Origin of the sequence: Allobrachymonas chironomi DSM 19884, from assembly GCF_000374625.1 — a bacterium.
Taxonomy (GTDB): domain Bacteria; phylum Pseudomonadota; class Gammaproteobacteria; order Burkholderiales; family Burkholderiaceae_C; genus Brachymonas; species Brachymonas chironomi.
The window spans coordinates 1-17,890 of record NZ_KB894783.1; the positions used below are offsets into that span (position 1 = coordinate 1).

The window sequence follows — 17,890 nt, forward strand, 5'->3', positions numbered from 1 at the left end:
TCGAATTCCATCGGGGATACCGCCCCGCATGTATTGTGGCGTCGTTTGGGGTTGTAGAACATCTCGATGTAGTTGAAGACATCGGCCCGCGCATCCTGCCGGGTGGAATAGATCTGGCGACGAATCCGCTCGCGCTTGAGCAGTTGAAAGAAGCTCTCCGCCACCGCGTTATCGTGGCAGTTGCCACGCCGACTCATGCTGCTGACCAGATTGTGCGCGCGCAGCAACTTCTGCCAATCCTGCCCCGTGAACTGACACCCCTGATCGGAATGCACCAGAACCGACTCCTTGGGCTGCCTGCGCCAGATGGCCATCAGCAGCGCGCTCAAAGCCAGATCGCTATCGATGCGACTGCCCATGGACCAGCCAATAACCTGCCTGGAGAATAGATCAAGTACGACAGCCAGGTACAGCCAGCCCTCGTGCGTGCGGATATAGGTGATGTCCGTCACCCATGCCTGATTGGGACCCATCGGCGTGAACTGCCGATTCAGATGATCGGGAGCCACCACGGCAGGCCTGCCGCCCCGGCTGCCATGGCGGCGCCGATAGCCCGTCTGTGAACGGATACCTGCTGCGCGCAGCAGACGTGCCACACGATGCTTGCCGCACGGCTCACCCAGATCGCGCATGTCCAGAGTCAGCTTGCGGTACCCATACACGCAGCCACTTTCCAGCCAAGCTTGCTTGAGCAGGCCCAGCAGACGCTGGTCATCGCGTTGCTTGTCGCTGTAGGGTTTGTGCTTCCAGGCGTAATAGCCGCTGGGATGGACCCTCAGCACCGAACATAGACGGCGTACCGCGTGTACACCCTCATGGCGCTGGATAAACGCGTACCTCACCCGGACTGCCTGGCAAAGTACGCGGCGGCTTTTTTTAGGATGTCGCGCTCCTCGGTAACACGCTTGAGTTCAGCCTTCAGGCGGCGCAGCTCCTCGGACTGGCTCAATTGCTCCTGGCGCTGGCCGGGGGACATCTGTCGCTGCTTGATCCACTTGTACAGGCTGTGTTGGCTGACGCCCAGGCGTTCCGATACTTCGGCCACCGCATGACCGCGCTCCACAATCTGTCTGACCGCTTCGATCTTGAATTCTTCCGGATATCTCTTCTGACTCATGGCACCTCCTATTAGACCTCAGTTATGAGACTCACAGGTGTCTACAGGATCCGGGTCGATTCAGTTTGCGCACTTCGCCTGAGCCTCACCAAGGGCCTCTACTAGCAAGGGCTCCCGGCCACTGGGGAACGCTCCGGCCTGACGTGACACCACGAAAGTGCCGTTGCCAGCCGACACGGGGCCGGTGCTTTCGGTTGCACATGCAGCAAGCATGAGAGGGAGAACAAGGGCAAGCGCGAGTTTCAAGCTAACGACTCCATGGCTACTAAGAGTGACAATGATAGGCCAGAAAGGCCACGATTGTCACTCATAGGGCGTGGCCTTAAAGAGGTCGCTTCCATAGCATTTTCCTGTTTGGAAAACAGCCGTGGACGCGCAAAAACAATTTGGAAAAAGACTTGCCGCGCTACGGAAAGCGAGGGGATGGAGTCAAGAGGCTTTGGCCCTTGAGTCCGGGATTGCTCGCAGCTATCTCGGTGGCGTGGAACGAGGGCAAAGAAACATCGCCCTCGTGAACATTTGCCGCCTTGCTGATGCACTGAATCTCAAGCCCTCGGTGTTGCTGGACTTTGACGGCACGGTGCCCGTACCGCCTAAGCCTTGAGCGGGGGAACTTGCGGCACAGATGGCAACGGTGCAACGGGTGGCGAGATAGCGGGCCGCGTCAGTGGTCGCACGGTGTTAGTTCCATCCTCAGCGAAATGCACCGGGGTGATGTATGTGCTGTGCTGCCATTGGAATGCCAGAGTTTCTGATTCCCACGAAATCAAAATCCCACTGAATAATTGCCGTAGGGCTGCATTCGCTTTTGCCTTGTCAATTTCTGGTTCTGTTAAAGCATCGTGCAGCGAGCGAATGCGAAGTGCTAGGGCGTTTTTCTCAAGCGTTTGCTCGCGCAGGGTGTATTCCTGCTGCATTTGTAGAGTTTTAGCTTTCTCCCTTTCCAACTCAGTCAGGCGCTCAAGTAACGTTGCTGGCGCTGTCCGCTGGTCTGATGTTTCGATGGCCTGCATGATGCTGGCAATGGTCTGATTGATCCATTCCAAGTGCTCTTCCAAGGTGCGCAGGCTTTGCCGCACTCCCTTCGCTTGCTCTGACGCATCCGGCACCGTATCCAACAAGGCGGGCCAGATCGACAGAAAGCAATCCTCAACACGCTGATAGCGCAGCGTTCTGTAAGTACAGCCAGCCCCCGTCTTGGCGCGAGTACAAACAAAGTACTTGTTTCCATCCCCCTTGTTCGTCATGGTCATGGAGCCCCCGCAGGCCGCGCATCGGGCAATACCGCCAAAGATGTTGTTTAGCGGCTTGGCTGCGTGCCTTCCCCTGCGGGGCTGAACTGACCCCGTTCGCATGGCTTGGAGACGTTCTAAGGTGTCCGCGTCGATGATCGCCGGGTAGTAGTTCGGAACCGGCTCAAGGGCAACCCGCACGAGCTTGCCGCTACTCTGGTCATGCACATGCGGAACAAACACGCCACGCACGGCGGGGTTATCCAAAATCTTGGCAATGTAGGTGCGGTGCCAGTACATCCCCCGGCCAAAGACCGGCACCCCTTCCCGGTTCAAGGTCTGCGCGATGACGCCCTGCCCAACACCTTCTAGAGTCATGTCGAAAATGCGGCGCACGATCTGCACACGTTCCGGCACCTCACGAAACACCCCGGTCTTCCGGTCAAGGTCTAGCCATGCGGGGCAAACGCTTGTCATTGCCTTCCGGGATTTGCTGGCTTGTGTGCGCTTCTCTGCCCATGCTGCCTTCAGGCGGCTGGCCTTCATGGCGCTTTCTTCATGGGCGCGCATGAAGGTTAGGATGCTCAACAACAGCGCAACGGGATCATCGTCTAGGTTGTCCTTGTCGTACTTCCGGCCATCGTTGAGGGTCACGAGTACAGCGCCTGCATCCACCACGGACTCAAGCGCACGCAGCGCCTTGCGTGCTGTCTGTCGGCTGATTCGGTCAAGAGATTCCACCAGCAGATAACTACCCTGGGGAACAATTCCGTCTTCGATAGCCCGCAGGAAAAAGCCTAGCTGACTCTCTGCGGTAAGGTTTTTGCCCCGGAAGGCGGAAACGCCAAGGTCGTGCAAGGTCAGTGTGGTGTCTAGCTCTAGGCCATGCTGAAGTGCATAAGCCTCTGCCATAGACGATTGACGGCGGAATGAGTCACCCCGCATTTGTTCGGGGGTGCTGAAGCGCAGATAGCTGTAAGCCTTGATGGGTGCTGTCGGATGTTCCAAGGGGACTCTCTCAATGGTGAAAAGACCGTGAAGAGGTCTTCAAGTATCCACCATGATCATCGGCGGGCGGCCGGCCGGACTACTGCATCGCCTCGCGCCAGATGCGCAGCGGCACATGGTTGCGCAGCAGGTGCAACACGCGCTGCTGCATCTCCGCACTGAATTCATGGCCGGTTTCCGGGTAGATATCAACGGAGAAATCGGCATCGAGGGCACGCAGGCGGTAGGCCGCCTCGGTGGCGGCCTGGAATGGCAGCTGCGAATCGGCCTTGCCATGCAACCAGTGCAGCGTGGTCTGCACATGCATGGCGTCGGGCAGCGTGGCAAAACGGCAGGCCACGGCAAACAGGCGTGTCGCCACGGCTTCGCTGGCCACTACCGCTTCCAGTGCCAGCATGCCGGACTGGCCAAAGGCGACCAGCGCCGTGCGCTCCGGCCCCAGACCGCTGGCCTGCTGCCAGGCCTGCAGCGTGCGCATCAGCTCGTCACGCGCCGGCAACACGCGCTCCAGCCGATTCTCATCGTTCTCGCCACGCTCCGAATACCACTGGAAACCTTCGCCATCATCATGCTGGTGCGGAGCCGCCAGGCAGGCGACCAGGCCATCGGGAAAGGCATCGGCGAGCTGCTGCGCCATCTCGCGCATGGCCGCCGGACGCTGGCCAGCACCATGCAGCAGCAGGAACAGCTGCTGCGGCTGTTCGGGCCAGGCCACCACCACATCGTTGGGGGCAGGAACGGTCACGGGCAGCGGGTTCGGGTTCATGGGGTCTCCGGGACAGGGGTGGTCTGCTGCAGCCAGTCGGCAATCGCGCGCGGATAGATCAGGTGTTCCTGGGTCAGGATGCGCGCGGCCAGCGCCTCGGCCGTATCGCCGGGCAGTATCGGCACCACGGCCTGCGCCAGGATCGGGCCATGGTCGAGTTCGGCGGTGACCTGATGCACCGTGGCACCGGCGTAGCGGCAGCCGGCGTCGATGGCACGCTGGTGCGTGTGCAGGCCGGTAAACGCCGGCAGCAGCGAAGGATGGATATTCACTAGCCGGCCGGCATAGCGCGCCACGAACTCCGGCGTCAGGATGCGCATGAAACCGGCCAGCACCACCAGTGCCGGCTGGTGGCTGTCGATCTGTGCGGCCAGCGCTGCATCAAAGGCGGCCCGGTCCGGGTAGGCCTTGTGATCGACCACGGCCGTGGCAATGCCCTGCTCCCGGGCAAAACGCAGGCCGCCGGCATCGGCCTTGTTGCTGATGACCGCCGCCACCTGCGCGCCAAGGCGGCGCAGCCAGTGCTCTTGCTTGGCGGTACGGACAATGGCGGCCATGTTGGAGCCGCCACCGGAAATCAGGATCACGATATTGCGTCGGGCTTGCGTCATGCGCGAATTATGCACCCAGAGCCGGCTGCGCAGCTGCCGCCCCGGCGGCTGGCAACCGCCCTGCAGCTCCGGGTGTATAGGCCTGTGCTTTACCTGGCGTGGCAAGTGCGAGACAATACAGGTTTCCCCGTAACAACAGGATGGTCGCCAGAACCATCCTTTTTCATCACCATGAGCGCCTTCCTAGAAGAAAAAGTCCTGTCCGTGCACCACTGGACCGACACCCTGTTCAGTTTTACCACCACGCGTGACTCCGCGCTGCGTTTCTCCAACGGCCATTTCACCATGATCGGCCTGAAGCAGCCCAACGGCAAGCCGCTGCTGCGCGCCTACAGCATTGCCAGCGCCAATTACGAGGAGCACCTGGAATTCTTGAGCATCAAGGTGCAGGACGGCCCGCTGACCAGCCAGCTGCAGCATATCAAGGAAGGCGACACCATCATCGTCGGCAAGAAGCCCACCGGCACGCTGCTGATCGACTACCTGCTGCCGGCAAAGAACCTGTACCTGCTGGGTACCGGCACCGGCATGGCCCCCTGGATGTCCATCATCCGCGACCCGGAAACCTACGAGCGCTTCGAGAAGGTGGTTCTGGTGCATGGCGTGCGCTTCATCAACGAACTGGCCTATCGCGACTACATCACCAAGGAGCTGCCCGAGCACGAATTCCTGGGCGAAATCGTGCGCGAGCAGCTGGTCTACTACCCGACCGTCTCGCGCGAGCCGTTCGAGCGCGAAGGCCGCATCACCACCCTGATCGAGAGCGGCCAGATGGCGCGCGAACTGGGGCTGCCCGAGCTGAACCCCGAAACCGATCGCGTGATGATTTGCGGTAGCCCGCACATGCTGCGCGACCTGAAAGCATTGTGCGAAGCGCGCGGCTTCAAGGAAGGCAACACCACCACACCTGGCGATTTCGTGATCGAACGCGCCTTTGTGGAAAGCTGATCCCTGCACGGCAGCTGATCTGACAAGCCCGGACGATGCCTGCATCACCGGGCTTTGCTGTCTGGTGGCGCTGCAAGACGAGAATCCCCGACATGAAGAAAACCCTGCTCATCCTGCTGGCCGTGCTGATCGCGCTGGCGCTGCCGGTTTATGGCTCGCGCCAGGCAATCGAGGCGCTGGAGCGGCACCAGGAACCCGGCGGTCTGGCGATGAACCTGGCCTGGTGGGTCACCCAGCTGCCCGGTTATGGCGCGTTCACCGATGTGCCGCGTACCCGTCTGGCCGTTGCCGTGCACCAGCTGCACGACGGCGCCGAATTTGGCGATCTGCCGCAGCAACAGCAGCGCGGTGAACGCCTGCTGCAGCGCCTGCAGCCCTGGCTTGACAGCCGGCAGCAGGATGCGCTGACGTTGCAGGCCCAGCAGATCGCCCTGGCGGCGCTGGTGCGCATGCCGCAGCAGCCGGAAGGGCTGGCAGCACAGCTGGAAAGCCGCCTGGCCCCGGCGCTGCAAGCTCCTGCCGCCAGCCAGCTGCCGCCCATGCTGCGCCTGCAGGCCGCCGAAGCGCTGGCGATGTCGGCCGCGCGCCGCCAGGATACGGCGGCGGCCAGCCAGTGGCAGGCCCATGCCTGGCAAGCGGTGCCGGCACCCACCGACATCAAGGCACAAACGCTGGAAAACACCGCCCGCAGCCTGATCCCGCTGCGCATCGCGCTGGCCGGCTGCCAGCCGGGCCAAGCCGCCCCGGATGTCGGGGCCGCGCGCCAGGCGCTGGCGCATGGCTATGACATCCGCCAGCTGCGCCGCCAGTACCAGAGCGGCTGGGACCGGCCGCTGATGCTGACCGCCGAGCAAGCTGCCATGGCCAGCGACTGCGCCACCCTGGCCCGGGAATACCAGCAACTGCTGACAGCCCCGCAACCGGCATCGGCACAATGATGGGCAACGACCGGATCACGATGGGATAATAGCCAGCCATGAAGATCCTCCGTGGCTATCGCCTCCCGCCGGACGCACCACCCTGCGCCCTGACCATCGGCAACTTTGACGGCGTGCACCGTGGCCACCAGGCCATGCTGGCACTGCTGCGCAACGAGGCGCGCCACCGCGGCCTGCCCAGTTGCGCCATGACTTTCGAGCCGCACCCGCGCGACTTCTTTGCCGAGCAATTCCAGAACCCGGAGCTGGCCCCGGCACGTATTGCCACCTTGCGCGACAAGCTGTGCGAACTGTCCAGCAATGGCATCGACCAGACCGTCATCGTGCCGTTCAACGCCGAGTTTTCCTCGCTGCCGCCCGAAGTGTTCATCCGCAAGGTGCTGGTGGAAGGCCTGCGCGCCCAGTACGTGCTGGTCGGCGATGACTTCCGCTTCGGCGCGAAACGCGCCGGCGATTACGCCATGCTCGACGCCATGGGCCGCGAACTCGGCTTTGAAGTGGCGCGCATGAACAGCTACGAGGTATCGCGCCCGCTGCAGCCGGGCGAACCGGCCCCGGCGCAACCCGGCATCCGTGTCAGCAGTACCGAGGTGCGCACCGCCCTGGCCAACGGCGACATGGCCGAAGCCGCCTGGCTGCTGGGTCGCCCCTACAGCATCAGCGGCCACGTGGTGCATGGCCGCAAGCTGGGCCGCGAACTGGACTTCCCCACACTCAACCTGCGCTTCTCGCACTGGAAACCGGCTGCCAGCGGCATTTTCGTGGTCGAGGTCAGCGGCCTGTTCGACGATGGCCGGGTGCTGCCCGGCGTGGCCAACCTGGGCGTGCGCCCTTCGCTCGACCCGAACGATGTCAACGGTGGCCGCGTGCTGCTGGAGACCTTCTGTCTCGAATGGCCTGACGGCCTGCCCGATGGCTACGGCTACGGTAAAATCATCCGTGTGGACCTGCTGCACAAACTGCACGATGAGCGCAAATACGATGGTCTGGCTGCCCTGCGTCAGGGCATTGCCCGGGACTGCGCTGACGCGCGCGCCTGGTTTGCCGACCGCCACAGCGAAACGCGCCGCCAGACCACACGCGACCGAATTTGACGCTGCCCTGTCCTGCAGGCGTGGCCCTTGCCGCGCCCTGCACCCCGCGTCCCCCTCTTTTCCCGCCAGGCCGGCCAGCGGCCCTGCAGCCCCAGGAACCCTCTCCATGTCCGATACCGACAACAAGACCGATTACAGCAAGACGCTGAACCTGCCCGATACCTCCTTTCCGATGCGTGGCAACCTGCCCAAGCGCGAGCCCGGCTGGGTGCAACAGTGGGAAGACACCGGCCTGCACGCCAAGCTGCGTGCCGCCCGCGCCGGCCGCGAAAAGTTCATCCTGCACGACGGCCCGCCCTATGCCAACGGCCAGATCCACATCGGCCATGCCGTCAACAAGATCCTGAAGGACATGATCGTCAAGGCACGCCAGCTCAAGGGCCTGGACGCCGTCTACGTGCCGGGCTGGGACTGCCACGGCCTGCCGATCGAGAACCAGATCGAGAAGCTGCACGGCCGCAATCTGCCGCGTGACGAGGTACAGGCGAAAAGCCGTGCCTACGCCACCGAGCAGATCGCCAGCCAGATGGCCGATTTCAAGCGTCTGGGCGTGCTGGGAGCCTGGGACAATCCGTACAAGACGATGAATTTCGCCAACGAGGCGAACGAAATCCGTGCGCTGCGCCAGATCATGGAACGCGGCTTTGTCTACCGGGGCCTGAAGCCGGTGTACTGGTGTTTCGACTGCGGCTCCTCGCTGGCCGAATTCGAGATCGAATACGCCGACAAGAAGAGCCAGGCGATTGACGTGGCCTTCCGTTGCGCCGAGCCGGACAAGCTGGCCGCCATCTTCGGCCTGACCACGCTGCACGAACCGGCCTATGTGCTGATCTGGACCACCACCGCCTGGACCATTCCGGCCAACCAGGCGCTCAACGTCAACCCCGAACTGGACTACGCGCTGGTGCACACCGAACGCGGCTATCTGCTGCTGGCCAGCTCGCTGGTGAGCCAGTGCCTGGAACGCTACGGCCTGCAGGGCGAACTGGTGGGCACGGCCAAGGGCCGCGCGCTGGAAGCGCTGCGCTTCGAGCATCCGCTGCATGATGTGGATGCCGGTTACCGCCGCACCGCCCCGGTCTACCTGGCCGACTACGCCACCGATGCCGACGGTACCGGTATCGTGCACGCCGCCCCGGCCTACGGTCTGGATGACTTCCAGAGCTGCGTCAGCCACGGCCTGGCGTATGACGAGATCCTGAATCCGGTCACCGGCAACGGCACCTACGAGGCCGGCTTCCCGCTGTTTGGCGGCCAGCACATCTGGAAGGCAGTGCCGGTCATCATCGACACGCTGAAGCAGGCCGACCGCCTGTTTGCCGAGCACACCATCACGCACAGCTACCCGCATTGCTGGCGCCACAAGACGCCGGTGATCTACCGCGCCGCGGCCCAGTGGTTTGTGCGCATGGACGAGGGCGAAGGCGTGTTCACCACCGACAAGCCGGCCCGCAGCCTGCGCGAAACCGCGCTGGCCGCCATCGAACAGACCAGCTTCTACCCGGAAAACGGCAAGGCCCGCCTGCGCGACATGATTGCCAACCGCCCGGACTGGTGCATCAGCCGCCAGCGCAACTGGGGCGTGCCGCTGCCCTTCTTCATCCACAAGGACAGTGGCGAGCTGCACCCGCGCACCATGGAGATCATGGAACAGGCCGCGCAGATGGTGGAACAAGGCGGCATCGAAGCCTGGAGCAAGGTCACGCCCGAAGAGATCCTGGGCGCGGACGACGCGCAACACTACACCAAGGTCAACGACACGCTGGACGTTTGGTTCGATTCCGGCACCACGCACCTGCACGTGCTGCGCGGCAGCCATGCCGACATGCTGCAATTCCCGGCCGACCTGTACCTGGAAGGCCATGACCAGCATCGCGGCTGGTTCCACAGCTCGCTGCTGACCGCCTGCGCCACCGATGGCTGCGCGCCCTACAAGGGCTTGCTGACGCACGGCTTTACCGTGGACGGCCAGGGTCGCAAGATGAGCAAGTCGGTCGGCAACGTGGTGGCCCCGCAAAGCGTGAGCGACAAGCTCGGTGCCGAAATCATCCGCCTCTGGGTGGCCAGCACCGACTACTCGGGCGATCTGGCGATCGACGACAAGATCCTGGCGCGCGTGGTCGATGCCTACCGCCGCATCCGCAACACGCTGCGCTTCCTGCTGGCCAATATCAGCGATTTCGATGCCGCCACGCAGTCCGTGCCGCACGATCAGCTGTTCGAGGTGGATCGCTACGCCCTCAGCCACGCTGCCGGGCTGCAGGCCGACATCCTGGCGCACTACGAGGTGTATGAATTCCACCCGGTGGTGGCACGCCTGCAGCATTTCTGCAGCGAGTTCCTGGGCGGTTTCTACCTGGACGTGCTGAAGGATCGCCTCTACACCACGCAAGAGGACAGCCATGCCCGCCGCAGCGCCCAGACCGCGCTGCACCAGATCACGCACGCCATGCTGCGCTGGATGGCCCCCTTCCTCAGCTTTACCGCCGAGGAGGCCTGGGAGTTGATCGGCAGCAGCGATTCCATCTTTATCGAGGAATACTGCCAGTTGCCCGCCCCGCAGGCCGCGCTCGACGCCAAGTGGGAGCGCCTGCTGGACATCCGCGCTGCCGCGCTCAAGGAAATCGAGACCCTGCGCGAACAGGGCCAGGTCGGTGCCTCGCTGCAGGCCGAGCTGACAGTGACTGCAGCGGCCGACGACCTGGCGCTGCTGCAGAGCCTGGGCGAAGACCTGAAGTTCATCTTCATCACCTCCCGGGTCACGCTGGCGGCCGGCGAGGCACTGGCCATCACGGTCACGCCCTCCAGCGAACAGAAGTGCGAGCGCTGCTGGCATTACCGCGATGACGTCGGCAGCAATCCCGAGCACCCGACAATTTGTGGCCGCTGCAGCAGCAACCTCTTCGGTACCGGCGAACAGCGGGAGTTTGCATAAATGGCGGCAACCCGATCGCGCAACAGCAAACGCCGCCCAGCCCGGGCTTCACGCGACAGCCTGGTCCTGTGGCTGGGCATTGCGGCGCTCTGGTTCCTGTTTGACCAGTTCACCAAGTTCCTGATCCTGGGCCACTACCAGCTCGGTGACAGCACTTACGTCACCAGTTTCTTCAACGTGGTGCGGGTGCACAACTACGGCGCCGCCTTCTCCTTCCTGGCCGGGGCCGGCGGCTGGCAGCGCTGGTTCTTCATGGGCATCGGCATCGTGGCCGCCTGCTTCATGATCTACATGCTGGTGCGTCACCCGGGCCAGCGCCTGTTCAGCTTTGCCATGGCCAGCCTGCTGGGCGGTGCCGTGGGCAATGTGCTGGACCGGGTGCTGCACGGCTATGTGGTGGACTCCCTGGATTTCCACTGGCGTTTCCTGGAGCCGCTGTTCTACCGCGGCCATTTCCCGGCCTTCAATATCGCCGATACCGCCATCACCATTGGCGCCATCTGCCTGATCCTGGATGAAATCCTGCGCGTGCGCCGTGGTGCGCGCTGACGCAGAACCTGCAAGGAGTTTTCCCGTGAACAAGATGCCTCTCGATATCGTCATCATGGCTGCCGGCAAGGGCACCCGCATGAAGAGCGCCACGCCCAAGGTGCTGCAGCAACTGGCCCATCAGGGTCTGGTGCAGCATGTGCTCGATACCGCTGCGCAGCTGCAGGCGCGCAAGGTCGTGGTCATCACCGGTCACGGTGCCGAACAGGTCGAGGCGACGCTGGCCCAGGCCGATGACGCCGCACCGCACCGCGAGTTCGTGCGCCAGATGCCGCAGCTGGGCACCGGCCATGCCGTGCAACAGGCACTACCGGTACTCGACGACGAGGGCGTGATGGTGGTGCTGTCCGGCGACGTGCCGCTGACCGAAGCCGATACCATCCGCCAGCTACTGGAAGTCTGCAACGGCGATGCCCTGGCGCTGCTGACGCTGACCATGGACAACCCGTTCGGCTATGGCCGCGTGCTGCGCAACCCCGATGGCGAGGTAAACCGCATCGTCGAGCAGAAGGACGGCAAGCCGCAGGAGCTGCTGGTGAAAGAGATCTACAGCGGCATCATGGCGGCACCGACGCGCCTGATGCGCCAGTGGCTGGGCCGTATCGATAACCACAACGCGCAGCAGGAGTACTACCTGACCGATGTGGTCAAGCTGGCGGTGGCCGATGGCGTACCGGTGAAGGCACACCTGATCCACGACGCGGTGCAGGTTGCCGGCGTCAACAGCCCGCTGCAGCTGGCCGAGCTGGAGCGCGAATACCAGCAGCGTCAGGCCCGCCGCCTGATGGCCGAAGGCGTGCGCCTGCGCGATCCGGCGCGCTTTGACGTGCGCGGCACGCTGCAGTGCGGCCAGGATGTGGATATCGACGTGGGCTGCGTATTCGAGGGCCAGGTCACGCTGGGCCACCGCGTGAAAATCGGCGCACACTGCGTGCTGGCCAACTGCACGATAGGCGACGATGTGGTGATCAGCCCGTTCACCCATATCGACGGCGGCAAGCAGCCGGTGCAGGTGGGTGCCGGCAGCCTGATCGGTCCGTTTGCGCGCCTGCGCCCCGGTGCCGCACTGGCCGAGGAAGTACACATCGGCAACTTCGTCGAGGTGAAAAACTCCGTCATGGCCAAGGGTTCCAAGGCCAACCATCTGGCCTATCTGGGCGATGCCGATGTCGGTGAACGCGTCAACTACGGCGCCGGCAGCATCACGGCCAACTACGATGGCGCCAACAAGCACCGCACCGTGATCGAGGCCGATGTGCATATCGGCAGCAACAGCGTGCTGGTAGCCCCGGTCACCATCGGTGCCGGCGGTACCGTGGGTGCCGGCAGCGCCATCGGCAAGGACACGCCGCCGAACGCCCTCAGCGTGGTGCGTGGCCGCCTGACACAGAAGGAAAACTACACGCGCCCGGCCAAGATCCGGAAATGAGCGGCGCAGCCGCCCGGTTCAGAAACTGGACCCGGGCTGCTGCAGGAACTCCAGCTCCGCGGGCGTGGACACGCGTCCGAGCTGGGCATTGCGATGCGGGTAGCGGCCAAAGCGCACCACAATGTCGCGGTGGAGCAGCGCAAAGCGGTAGTTGTCCTCCAGCCCCGGCTGATCGAACAGCTGCACCGACTGTTGCTGGATCAGCGCCGATTCGCTGTGCATATAGGGCAGGTAGAGAAAGGCCCGCTGTGGCGGCGGCAGCGCCTGGTCACAGCCAGCGGCCATGGCTTCCTGCGCCAGCACCAGGGCCTGCGCATCCTGGGCAAAGGCCTGCGCCGTGCCCCGGTACACATTGCGTGAAAACTGGTCCAGCACGATGATCTCGGCCAGCCGGCCGCGGGCGCTGCCACGCCAATCGGCCAGCTCACAGTGCGCGGCAGCCTGCAGCAGTCCGCCAAAACGCTCCGTGACCAGGGCATCGAAGCCGGCATCCACCGCAAACCACTGTTTCGGTGTGGTCTCGTCAAACCAGAACTGCAGTACGGCACCGGCGTCCGGCAGGGTGGTCTGCGTCGTCATGCCAGTCGCTCCAGCTGGCGGCGCAGGCGCGCCACTTCTTCCATCAGGTCCACGGTGAGCGCTGCCAGCTGCGGATCGGCATCGAACTGGCGTTCCAGATCGGCAATGCGGCGTGCACGCAGCACCATGGTGCAGGAAAAGCGCCAGCTGCCCTGGTCATCGGCCAGCACACGCGGATCGCTGCTGGTCTGCGTGATGCCTATCACGCCTTCGTGCACGCGTTCGTGCACCCACTCGGGTGCCATGCGGCAGGCGCGTGCCAGCTCCTGCAGGGTCAGGGAATGGTCGGCCAGCAGCTCGGTCAGGTCTGCCGGCACGGGGATGGTGGTGGTCAGGTGTGCCATCGTCAATCTCTCCTTGCTCAGGCCAGGCGCGGGTTGAAGCCGGGATAGGCCTTGGCCAGGGCCTCCCAGGCCGCACGTTGTTCATCGGTCACGGCACCGGGAATCGCCGGCTCCAGCTCCAGATACAGATCACCGGGTTCGGCTGCCGGAATGCCGCGCCCCCTCAGGCGCAGCTTGCGGCCGCTGCCCGATCCCGCCGGCACGGTCACTTCCACCGTGCTGCCGGACGGCGTGTTGACCTGGATATCGCCGCCCATGGCAGCTTCCCAGGGCGAGACGCGTACACGTTGCGTCACGTCCTTGCCTTCCACGCGCCAGCGCGCATCGGGGCGGAAACGGACTTCCAGCAGCACATCGCCATTGGCAGCGCCACCAAAGCCCGGCCCCCCCTGCCCGGCCAGCCGGATCAGCTGGCCTTCGCGTACGCCCTTGGGAATCCTGACCTGCAGGCTGCGCTGCTCCGGCACCACCTGACCGTCGTCCGTCAGGCGGGCGCTCTGCAGCGTGATGGTGCGTTCGGTGCCCTGGTAGGCATCGCGCAGCTCCAGTTCGATGCTGGCATGCAAATCCTCCCCGCGCATGGCACTGGGACGCTGCTGGCGCTGTGCTCGGCCGGCGTGCGCCGCCTGACCGAACATCTGCTCGAAGAAATCGCTGTACCGGCCTTCGCCGCCGCTGTGGAAATCGCCTTCGCGCCAGCTGTAGCCGGCATCCCAGCCCGGTGGCGGCTGGTAGTGGCCGCCGCCCTGCGGCTGCGCGCCGGCCTGGTCGTAGGCGGCGCGCTTCTCGGGATCGGACAGCACGGTATTGGCCTCGTTGATCTCGGCCATGCGGGCATCGGCGTCGGCTTCCTTGCTGACGTCCGGATGGTATTTGCGGGCCAGCTTGCGGTAGGCCTTCTTGATGTCGTCGGCGCTGGCGCTCTTGTCGACGCCCAGCACCTGGTAGTAATCCTTGAACTCCATGTGCAACAGCTCCTGGATAGTATGCGCAACACACTGCTGCGCCTTGCCCCATTACATGGGGACAAGCCGGCCGATGTCAATCGGATCAGACCTACAGGGCGGATTTCAGTTGTCGGCCAGGGGCAGTGGCAGGCTGGTGCCGAACTTGGCGCGGCGCAGGCTGAAGAAGGAGCGCACATTACGCACATTGGCCTGCTGGCTGAACAGGCGCTGGCTCAAGGCCATGAAGGCCGGCATGTCGGCCACGGTGATGATCAGCACAAAGTCCGGCCCGGGCGAGGTGCGGTAGCACTGCTGCACGGCGCTTTCCTGCACCGCCAGTGCCTCGAAGGCGGACTGGCGCTCTTCGGCCTGCACGTCCAGCGTGACCTCGACAATCGCCGTCAGCCCGGCCCCGGTATGCCGGCGCAGCGCATCGGCCCCGAGCACGGCCACGGTGCGCTCGATCAGGCCGAGCTGCTGCAAACGGCGCACGCGGCGCAGGCAGGTGGGGGGTGTCAGGTGGCAGCGCTCGGCCAGTGCCTGGTTGCTCAGGCTGGCATCCTGCTGCAGCTGCTGGAGAATGCGCCAGTCACTGGCATCGAGTTCCACGCGATCATCCATTTCAATTTACCTGCTATTTTGAAAGATAAATTCACTTCACTGTTTTCATGAAATTATCTTTCATTTTTTGTGAAATTTGAACGATTGTTTTTCCCGCCAACCCCTATCATGGGGGATTGGCGTGCCCACCGGGCCCGCCGCTCAACCTTGGAGAAGAAGAATGTGCGGAATCGTTGCTGGTGTGGGTTCGAACAATGTGGTGCCGGTGCTGGTGCAGGGCTTGCAACGCCTGGAGTACCGCGGCTATGACTCCTGCGGCGTGGCTGTCTGGAATGACGGTCTGAAGCGCGCCCGCAGCACGGCCCGTGTCGCCGAGCTGCTGGAGCAGGTGCAGCAGGATGGCCTGGGCGGCTATACCGGCATCGCGCACACGCGCTGGGCCACGCACGGCGTGCCGGCCACGCACAACGCACACCCGCATTTCAGCTTTGGCCCGCAGGCCGAAGGGGCTGCCGTCGAAGGCAAGGCGCGTATCGCGCTGGTGCACAACGGCATCATCGAAAACCACGAGGAGCTGCGCGCCGAACTGCGTGCCAAGGGCTACCAGTTTGACAGCCAGACCGATACCGAGGTGATTGCCCACCTGATCGATTCCGTCTACGACGGCGACCTGTTCGTGGCGGTGAAGGAAGCGCTGGCGCGCCTGCACGGCGCCTATGCCGTGGCAGTGATCGCGCGTGACGAGCCGAATCGCGTGATTGGTGGCCGCGCCGGTTCGCCGCTGATCCTGGGCCTGGCGGCCGACGGCTCCAACTACCTGGCCAGCGATGCCATGGCACTGGCCGGCGTGACCGACCAGATCGTCTATCTGGAAGAAGGCGACGTGATCGACCTGCAGCCGGGCAAGTACTGGATCGAAAACGCCGGTCAGCGCCTGGAAGCAGCCGACCGTCCGGTAAAGACGGTGCACGCACACAGCGGTGCCGCCGAACTCGGCCCCTACCGCCACTACATGCAGAAGGAAATTTTCGAGCAGCCGCGTGCGCTGGCCGATACGCTGGAAGGCATCGAGGCCTTTGCGCCGACGCTGTTCGGTGACGAAGCCGCCAACGTGTTCCGTGACATCGAGCGCGTGCTGATCCTGTCCTGTGGCACCAGCTATTACAGCGGCTGCACCGCCAAATACTGGCTGGAAGCCATCGCCGGCGTGCCCTGCGATGTGGAAATTGCCAGCGAGTACCGCTACCGCACCAGCGTGCCCCATCCGAAGACGCTGGTGGTCACCATCAGCCAGAGCGGCGAAACCGCCGACACCCTGGCCGCGTTGCGTCACGCCAAATCGCTGGGCATGACGCAAACCCTGACAATCTGCAACGTGGCAACCAGCGCCATGGTGCGCGAGTGCAAGCTGCACTACATCACGCGCGCCGGCGTGGAGATTGGCGTGGCCTCGACCAAGGCATTCACCACCCAGCTGGCGGCACTGTTCCTGCTGACGCAGGTGATTGGCCAGATCAAGGGCACGATCCCCGCCGCCAAGCAGGAAGAATACCTGCAGCGCATGCGTCACCTGCCGGTGGCCATCCAGTCGGTGCTGGCGCTGGAGCCGCAGGTGATCCAGTGGTCGGAAGACTTTGCCAGCAAGGACAACGCGATTTTCCTCGGTCGTGGCATGCACTACCCGATTGCGCTGGAAGGTGCGCTCAAGCTGAAGGAAATCAGCTACATCCACGCCGAGGCCTACCCCGCCGGCGAACTCAAGCACGGCCCGCTGGCACTGATCACCGATGCCATGCCGGTGGTGGTGGTGGCCCCGAATGACGAGCTGATCGACAAGCTCAAGAGCAATATGCAGGAAGTGCGTGCGCGGGGCGGTGTGCTATATGTGCTGGCCGATGCCGACAGCCAGATCCGCAGCGAGGAAGGCATGCACGTGATCCGCATGCCCGAGCACTACGGCAGCCTGAGCCCGATCCTGCACGTGCTGCCGTTGCAGCTGCTGGCCTACCACACGGCCGTGGCCAAGGGCACGGACGTGGACAAGCCGCGCAACCTGGCCAAGAGCGTGACGGTGGAATAAGCCACCAGCGCTGACGCGGGCCTGTTCACGGGCAATAGAGTCTGAGACAGCGCAACAAAGTCTGAGACGAGGCAACATAGTCTGAGACAAGGTGCGCTGAAGAACTCCCAGACTGTCACGAAGTCTTGTCGAAGATGGCAGCGGTCCCGTGCGCGACCTCTCAATTGAGGTGTGTCGTCCAGTGACTGTTGCCGCGAGGGGACTTGCGCATCAGCGCCATGCACTCAATGCCTTAGCTGCGCTGAGCTGGGTGCTCTTCAGCTCTGCGAAAGGGTTGCGTCGTACATCTTTTTCAAAAGTGGCTCCATCAGTTCCCAGGTTGGCTCCCACTCATCTTCAGTGAGCATCCTGTACTTCTCAGTCAGGATCACTTGATGATCGAATGGGAAGTCGGTTGGAGTCTCAAGACCGACGATAAGCTGCATGAACCGCCCCGGGTTTCGAGGAGGCTGGTTGGTTTAAGTGGACACCTCTGCCAAGGTGTTGTGAACCGCCCCGGGTTTCGAGGAGGCCCCAACTCTTGAGAAGATGGAGCCATGAACAAGTCCAACAAGTTTTCCCCGGAAGTGCGCGAGCGCGCTGTGCGCATGGTGCAGGAGCATCGAGCCGAGTACCCTTCGTTGTGGGCAGCTATCGAATCGATTGCGCCGAAGATTGGCTGTGTGCCGCAAACCCTGCACGATTGGGTCAAGAGAGCCGAGATCGACGCTGGCCTGCGTGCGGGTACCACGACCTCGGATGCGCGACGCATC

General features: G+C 63.6%; 18 protein-coding genes. 9 read left to right on the forward strand and 9 right to left on the reverse strand.

Annotated features, from left to right (window positions below; translation table 11 throughout):
• Positions 1 to 1,117, reverse strand: a protein-coding gene (locus tag C513_RS0111655) for an IS3 family transposase (RefSeq protein ID WP_156816103.1) whose coding sequence is annotated in 2 segments (ribosomal slippage) — positions 1 to 880 and positions 880 to 1,117 — 1,118 coding nt annotated over the 2 segments. Because the reading frame shifts where the segments join, the coding sequence is not laid out codon by codon here. This gene is flagged as partial in the annotation.
• 367 nt (positions 1,118 to 1,484) lie between these two features.
• On the opposite strand from C513_RS0111655, the gene C513_RS13995 reads away from it, so the two are divergent.
• Positions 1,485 to 1,721 (forward strand): helix-turn-helix domain-containing protein, encoded by a 237-nt coding sequence (locus tag C513_RS13995; RefSeq protein ID WP_076342747.1) that lies wholly within the window; start codon positions 1,485 to 1,487, stop codon positions 1,719 to 1,721.
• Here C513_RS13995 and C513_RS13400 read toward each other — a convergent pair.
• From C513_RS13400 to purN, 3 genes are all read right to left on the reverse strand, one after another.
• Positions 1,711 to 3,357 carry a recombinase family protein gene (locus tag C513_RS13400; protein ID WP_211215744.1) on the reverse strand — a complete coding sequence of 549 codons (1,647 nt, stop codon included), beginning with the start codon at positions 3,355 to 3,357 and terminating at the stop codon, positions 1,711 to 1,713. The genes C513_RS13995 and C513_RS13400 overlap by 11 nt on opposite strands.
• Before the next feature lie 79 nt (positions 3,358 to 3,436).
• Positions 3,437 to 4,123, reverse strand: coding sequence for an esterase (gene ypfH, locus C513_RS0111670; RefSeq protein ID WP_018716192.1), 687 nt, complete (start codon positions 4,121 to 4,123; stop codon positions 3,437 to 3,439).
• Positions 4,120 to 4,734: a phosphoribosylglycinamide formyltransferase gene (gene purN, locus C513_RS0111675; RefSeq protein ID WP_018716193.1), complete on the reverse strand. Its 615-nt coding sequence runs from the start codon at positions 4,732 to 4,734 to the stop codon at positions 4,120 to 4,122. Before purN ends, ypfH begins: the two co-directional genes overlap by 4 nt.
• 171 nt (positions 4,735 to 4,905) lie before the next feature.
• Here purN and C513_RS0111680 point away from each other — a divergent pair, with 171 nt between their 5' ends.
• The 6 genes from C513_RS0111680 (at position 4,906) to glmU (ending at position 12,627) form a co-directional block, all read left to right on the forward strand.
• Positions 4,906 to 5,682, forward strand: coding sequence for a ferredoxin--NADP reductase (locus C513_RS0111680; protein ID WP_018716194.1), 777 nt, complete (start codon positions 4,906 to 4,908; stop codon positions 5,680 to 5,682).
• A gap of 92 nt (positions 5,683 to 5,774) precedes the next feature.
• Positions 5,775 to 6,620 carry a hypothetical protein gene (locus C513_RS0111685; RefSeq protein ID WP_018716195.1) on the forward strand — a complete coding sequence of 282 codons (846 nt, stop codon included), beginning with the start codon at positions 5,775 to 5,777 and terminating at the stop codon, positions 6,618 to 6,620.
• 38 nt (positions 6,621 to 6,658) lie between these two features.
• Positions 6,659 to 7,714 (forward strand): bifunctional riboflavin kinase/FAD synthetase, encoded by a 1,056-nt coding sequence (locus C513_RS0111690; RefSeq protein WP_018716196.1) that lies wholly within the window; start codon positions 6,659 to 6,661, stop codon positions 7,712 to 7,714.
• A 106-nt stretch (positions 7,715 to 7,820) separates the two neighbouring features.
• Positions 7,821 to 10,649 carry an isoleucine--tRNA ligase gene (gene ileS / locus C513_RS0111695; RefSeq protein WP_018716197.1) on the forward strand — a complete coding sequence of 943 codons (2,829 nt, stop codon included), beginning with the start codon at positions 7,821 to 7,823 and terminating at the stop codon, positions 10,647 to 10,649.
• Entirely contained in the window at positions 10,650 to 11,198 is a 549-nt protein-coding gene (gene lspA / locus C513_RS0111700) for a signal peptidase II (RefSeq protein WP_018716198.1), read from the forward strand.
• A gap of 34 nt (positions 11,199 to 11,232) precedes the next feature.
• Positions 11,233 to 12,627: a bifunctional UDP-N-acetylglucosamine diphosphorylase/glucosamine-1-phosphate N-acetyltransferase GlmU gene (gene glmU / locus C513_RS0111705; protein WP_033395091.1), complete on the forward strand. Its 1,395-nt coding sequence runs from the start codon at positions 11,233 to 11,235 to the stop codon at positions 12,625 to 12,627.
• An 18-nt stretch (positions 12,628 to 12,645) separates the two neighbouring features.
• On the opposite strand, the gene C513_RS0111710 is transcribed toward glmU, so the two are convergent.
• The 4 genes from C513_RS0111710 to C513_RS0111725 form a co-directional block, all read right to left on the reverse strand.
• Positions 12,646 to 13,206, reverse strand: a complete 561-nt coding sequence (locus C513_RS0111710) for a DUF924 family protein (RefSeq protein WP_018716200.1) — start codon at positions 13,204 to 13,206, stop codon at positions 12,646 to 12,648.
• The gene (locus C513_RS0111715; protein ID WP_018716201.1) at positions 13,203 to 13,550 is read right to left on the reverse strand and encodes a chaperone modulator CbpM; all 348 of its coding nucleotides are present in this window, start codon (positions 13,548 to 13,550) and stop codon (positions 13,203 to 13,205) included. The genes C513_RS0111710 and C513_RS0111715 overlap by 4 nt, the downstream gene beginning before the upstream one ends.
• A 17-nt stretch (positions 13,551 to 13,567) precedes the next feature.
• Positions 13,568 to 14,515 (reverse strand): DnaJ C-terminal domain-containing protein, encoded by a 948-nt coding sequence (locus C513_RS0111720; RefSeq protein WP_018716202.1) that lies wholly within the window; start codon positions 14,513 to 14,515, stop codon positions 13,568 to 13,570.
• A gap of 105 nt (positions 14,516 to 14,620) precedes the next feature.
• On the reverse strand, positions 14,621 to 15,118 hold the full coding sequence (locus tag C513_RS0111725; RefSeq protein ID WP_018716203.1) for an Lrp/AsnC family transcriptional regulator: 498 nt from the start codon (positions 15,116 to 15,118) through the stop codon (positions 14,621 to 14,623).
• Positions 15,119 to 15,278: 160 nt separating this feature from the next.
• Here C513_RS0111725 and glmS point away from each other — a divergent pair, with 160 nt between their 5' ends.
• A complete protein-coding gene (glmS, locus tag C513_RS0111730; protein WP_018716204.1) occupies positions 15,279 to 17,138 on the forward strand; it encodes a glutamine--fructose-6-phosphate transaminase (isomerizing) in 1,860 nt (619 codons plus the stop codon).
• Between the two features lie 257 nt (positions 17,139 to 17,395).
• Here glmS and C513_RS14350 read toward each other — a convergent pair whose 3' ends face one another.
• Positions 17,396 to 17,563: a hypothetical protein gene (locus tag C513_RS14350; RefSeq protein WP_018716205.1), complete on the reverse strand. Its 168-nt coding sequence runs from the start codon at positions 17,561 to 17,563 to the stop codon at positions 17,396 to 17,398.
• Positions 17,564 to 17,674: 111 nt separating this feature from the next.
• Here C513_RS14350 and C513_RS0111740 point away from each other — a divergent pair.
• On the forward strand, positions 17,675 to 17,890 hold a 216-nt coding region (locus tag C513_RS0111740; protein ID WP_018716206.1), incomplete at its 3' end, for a transposase.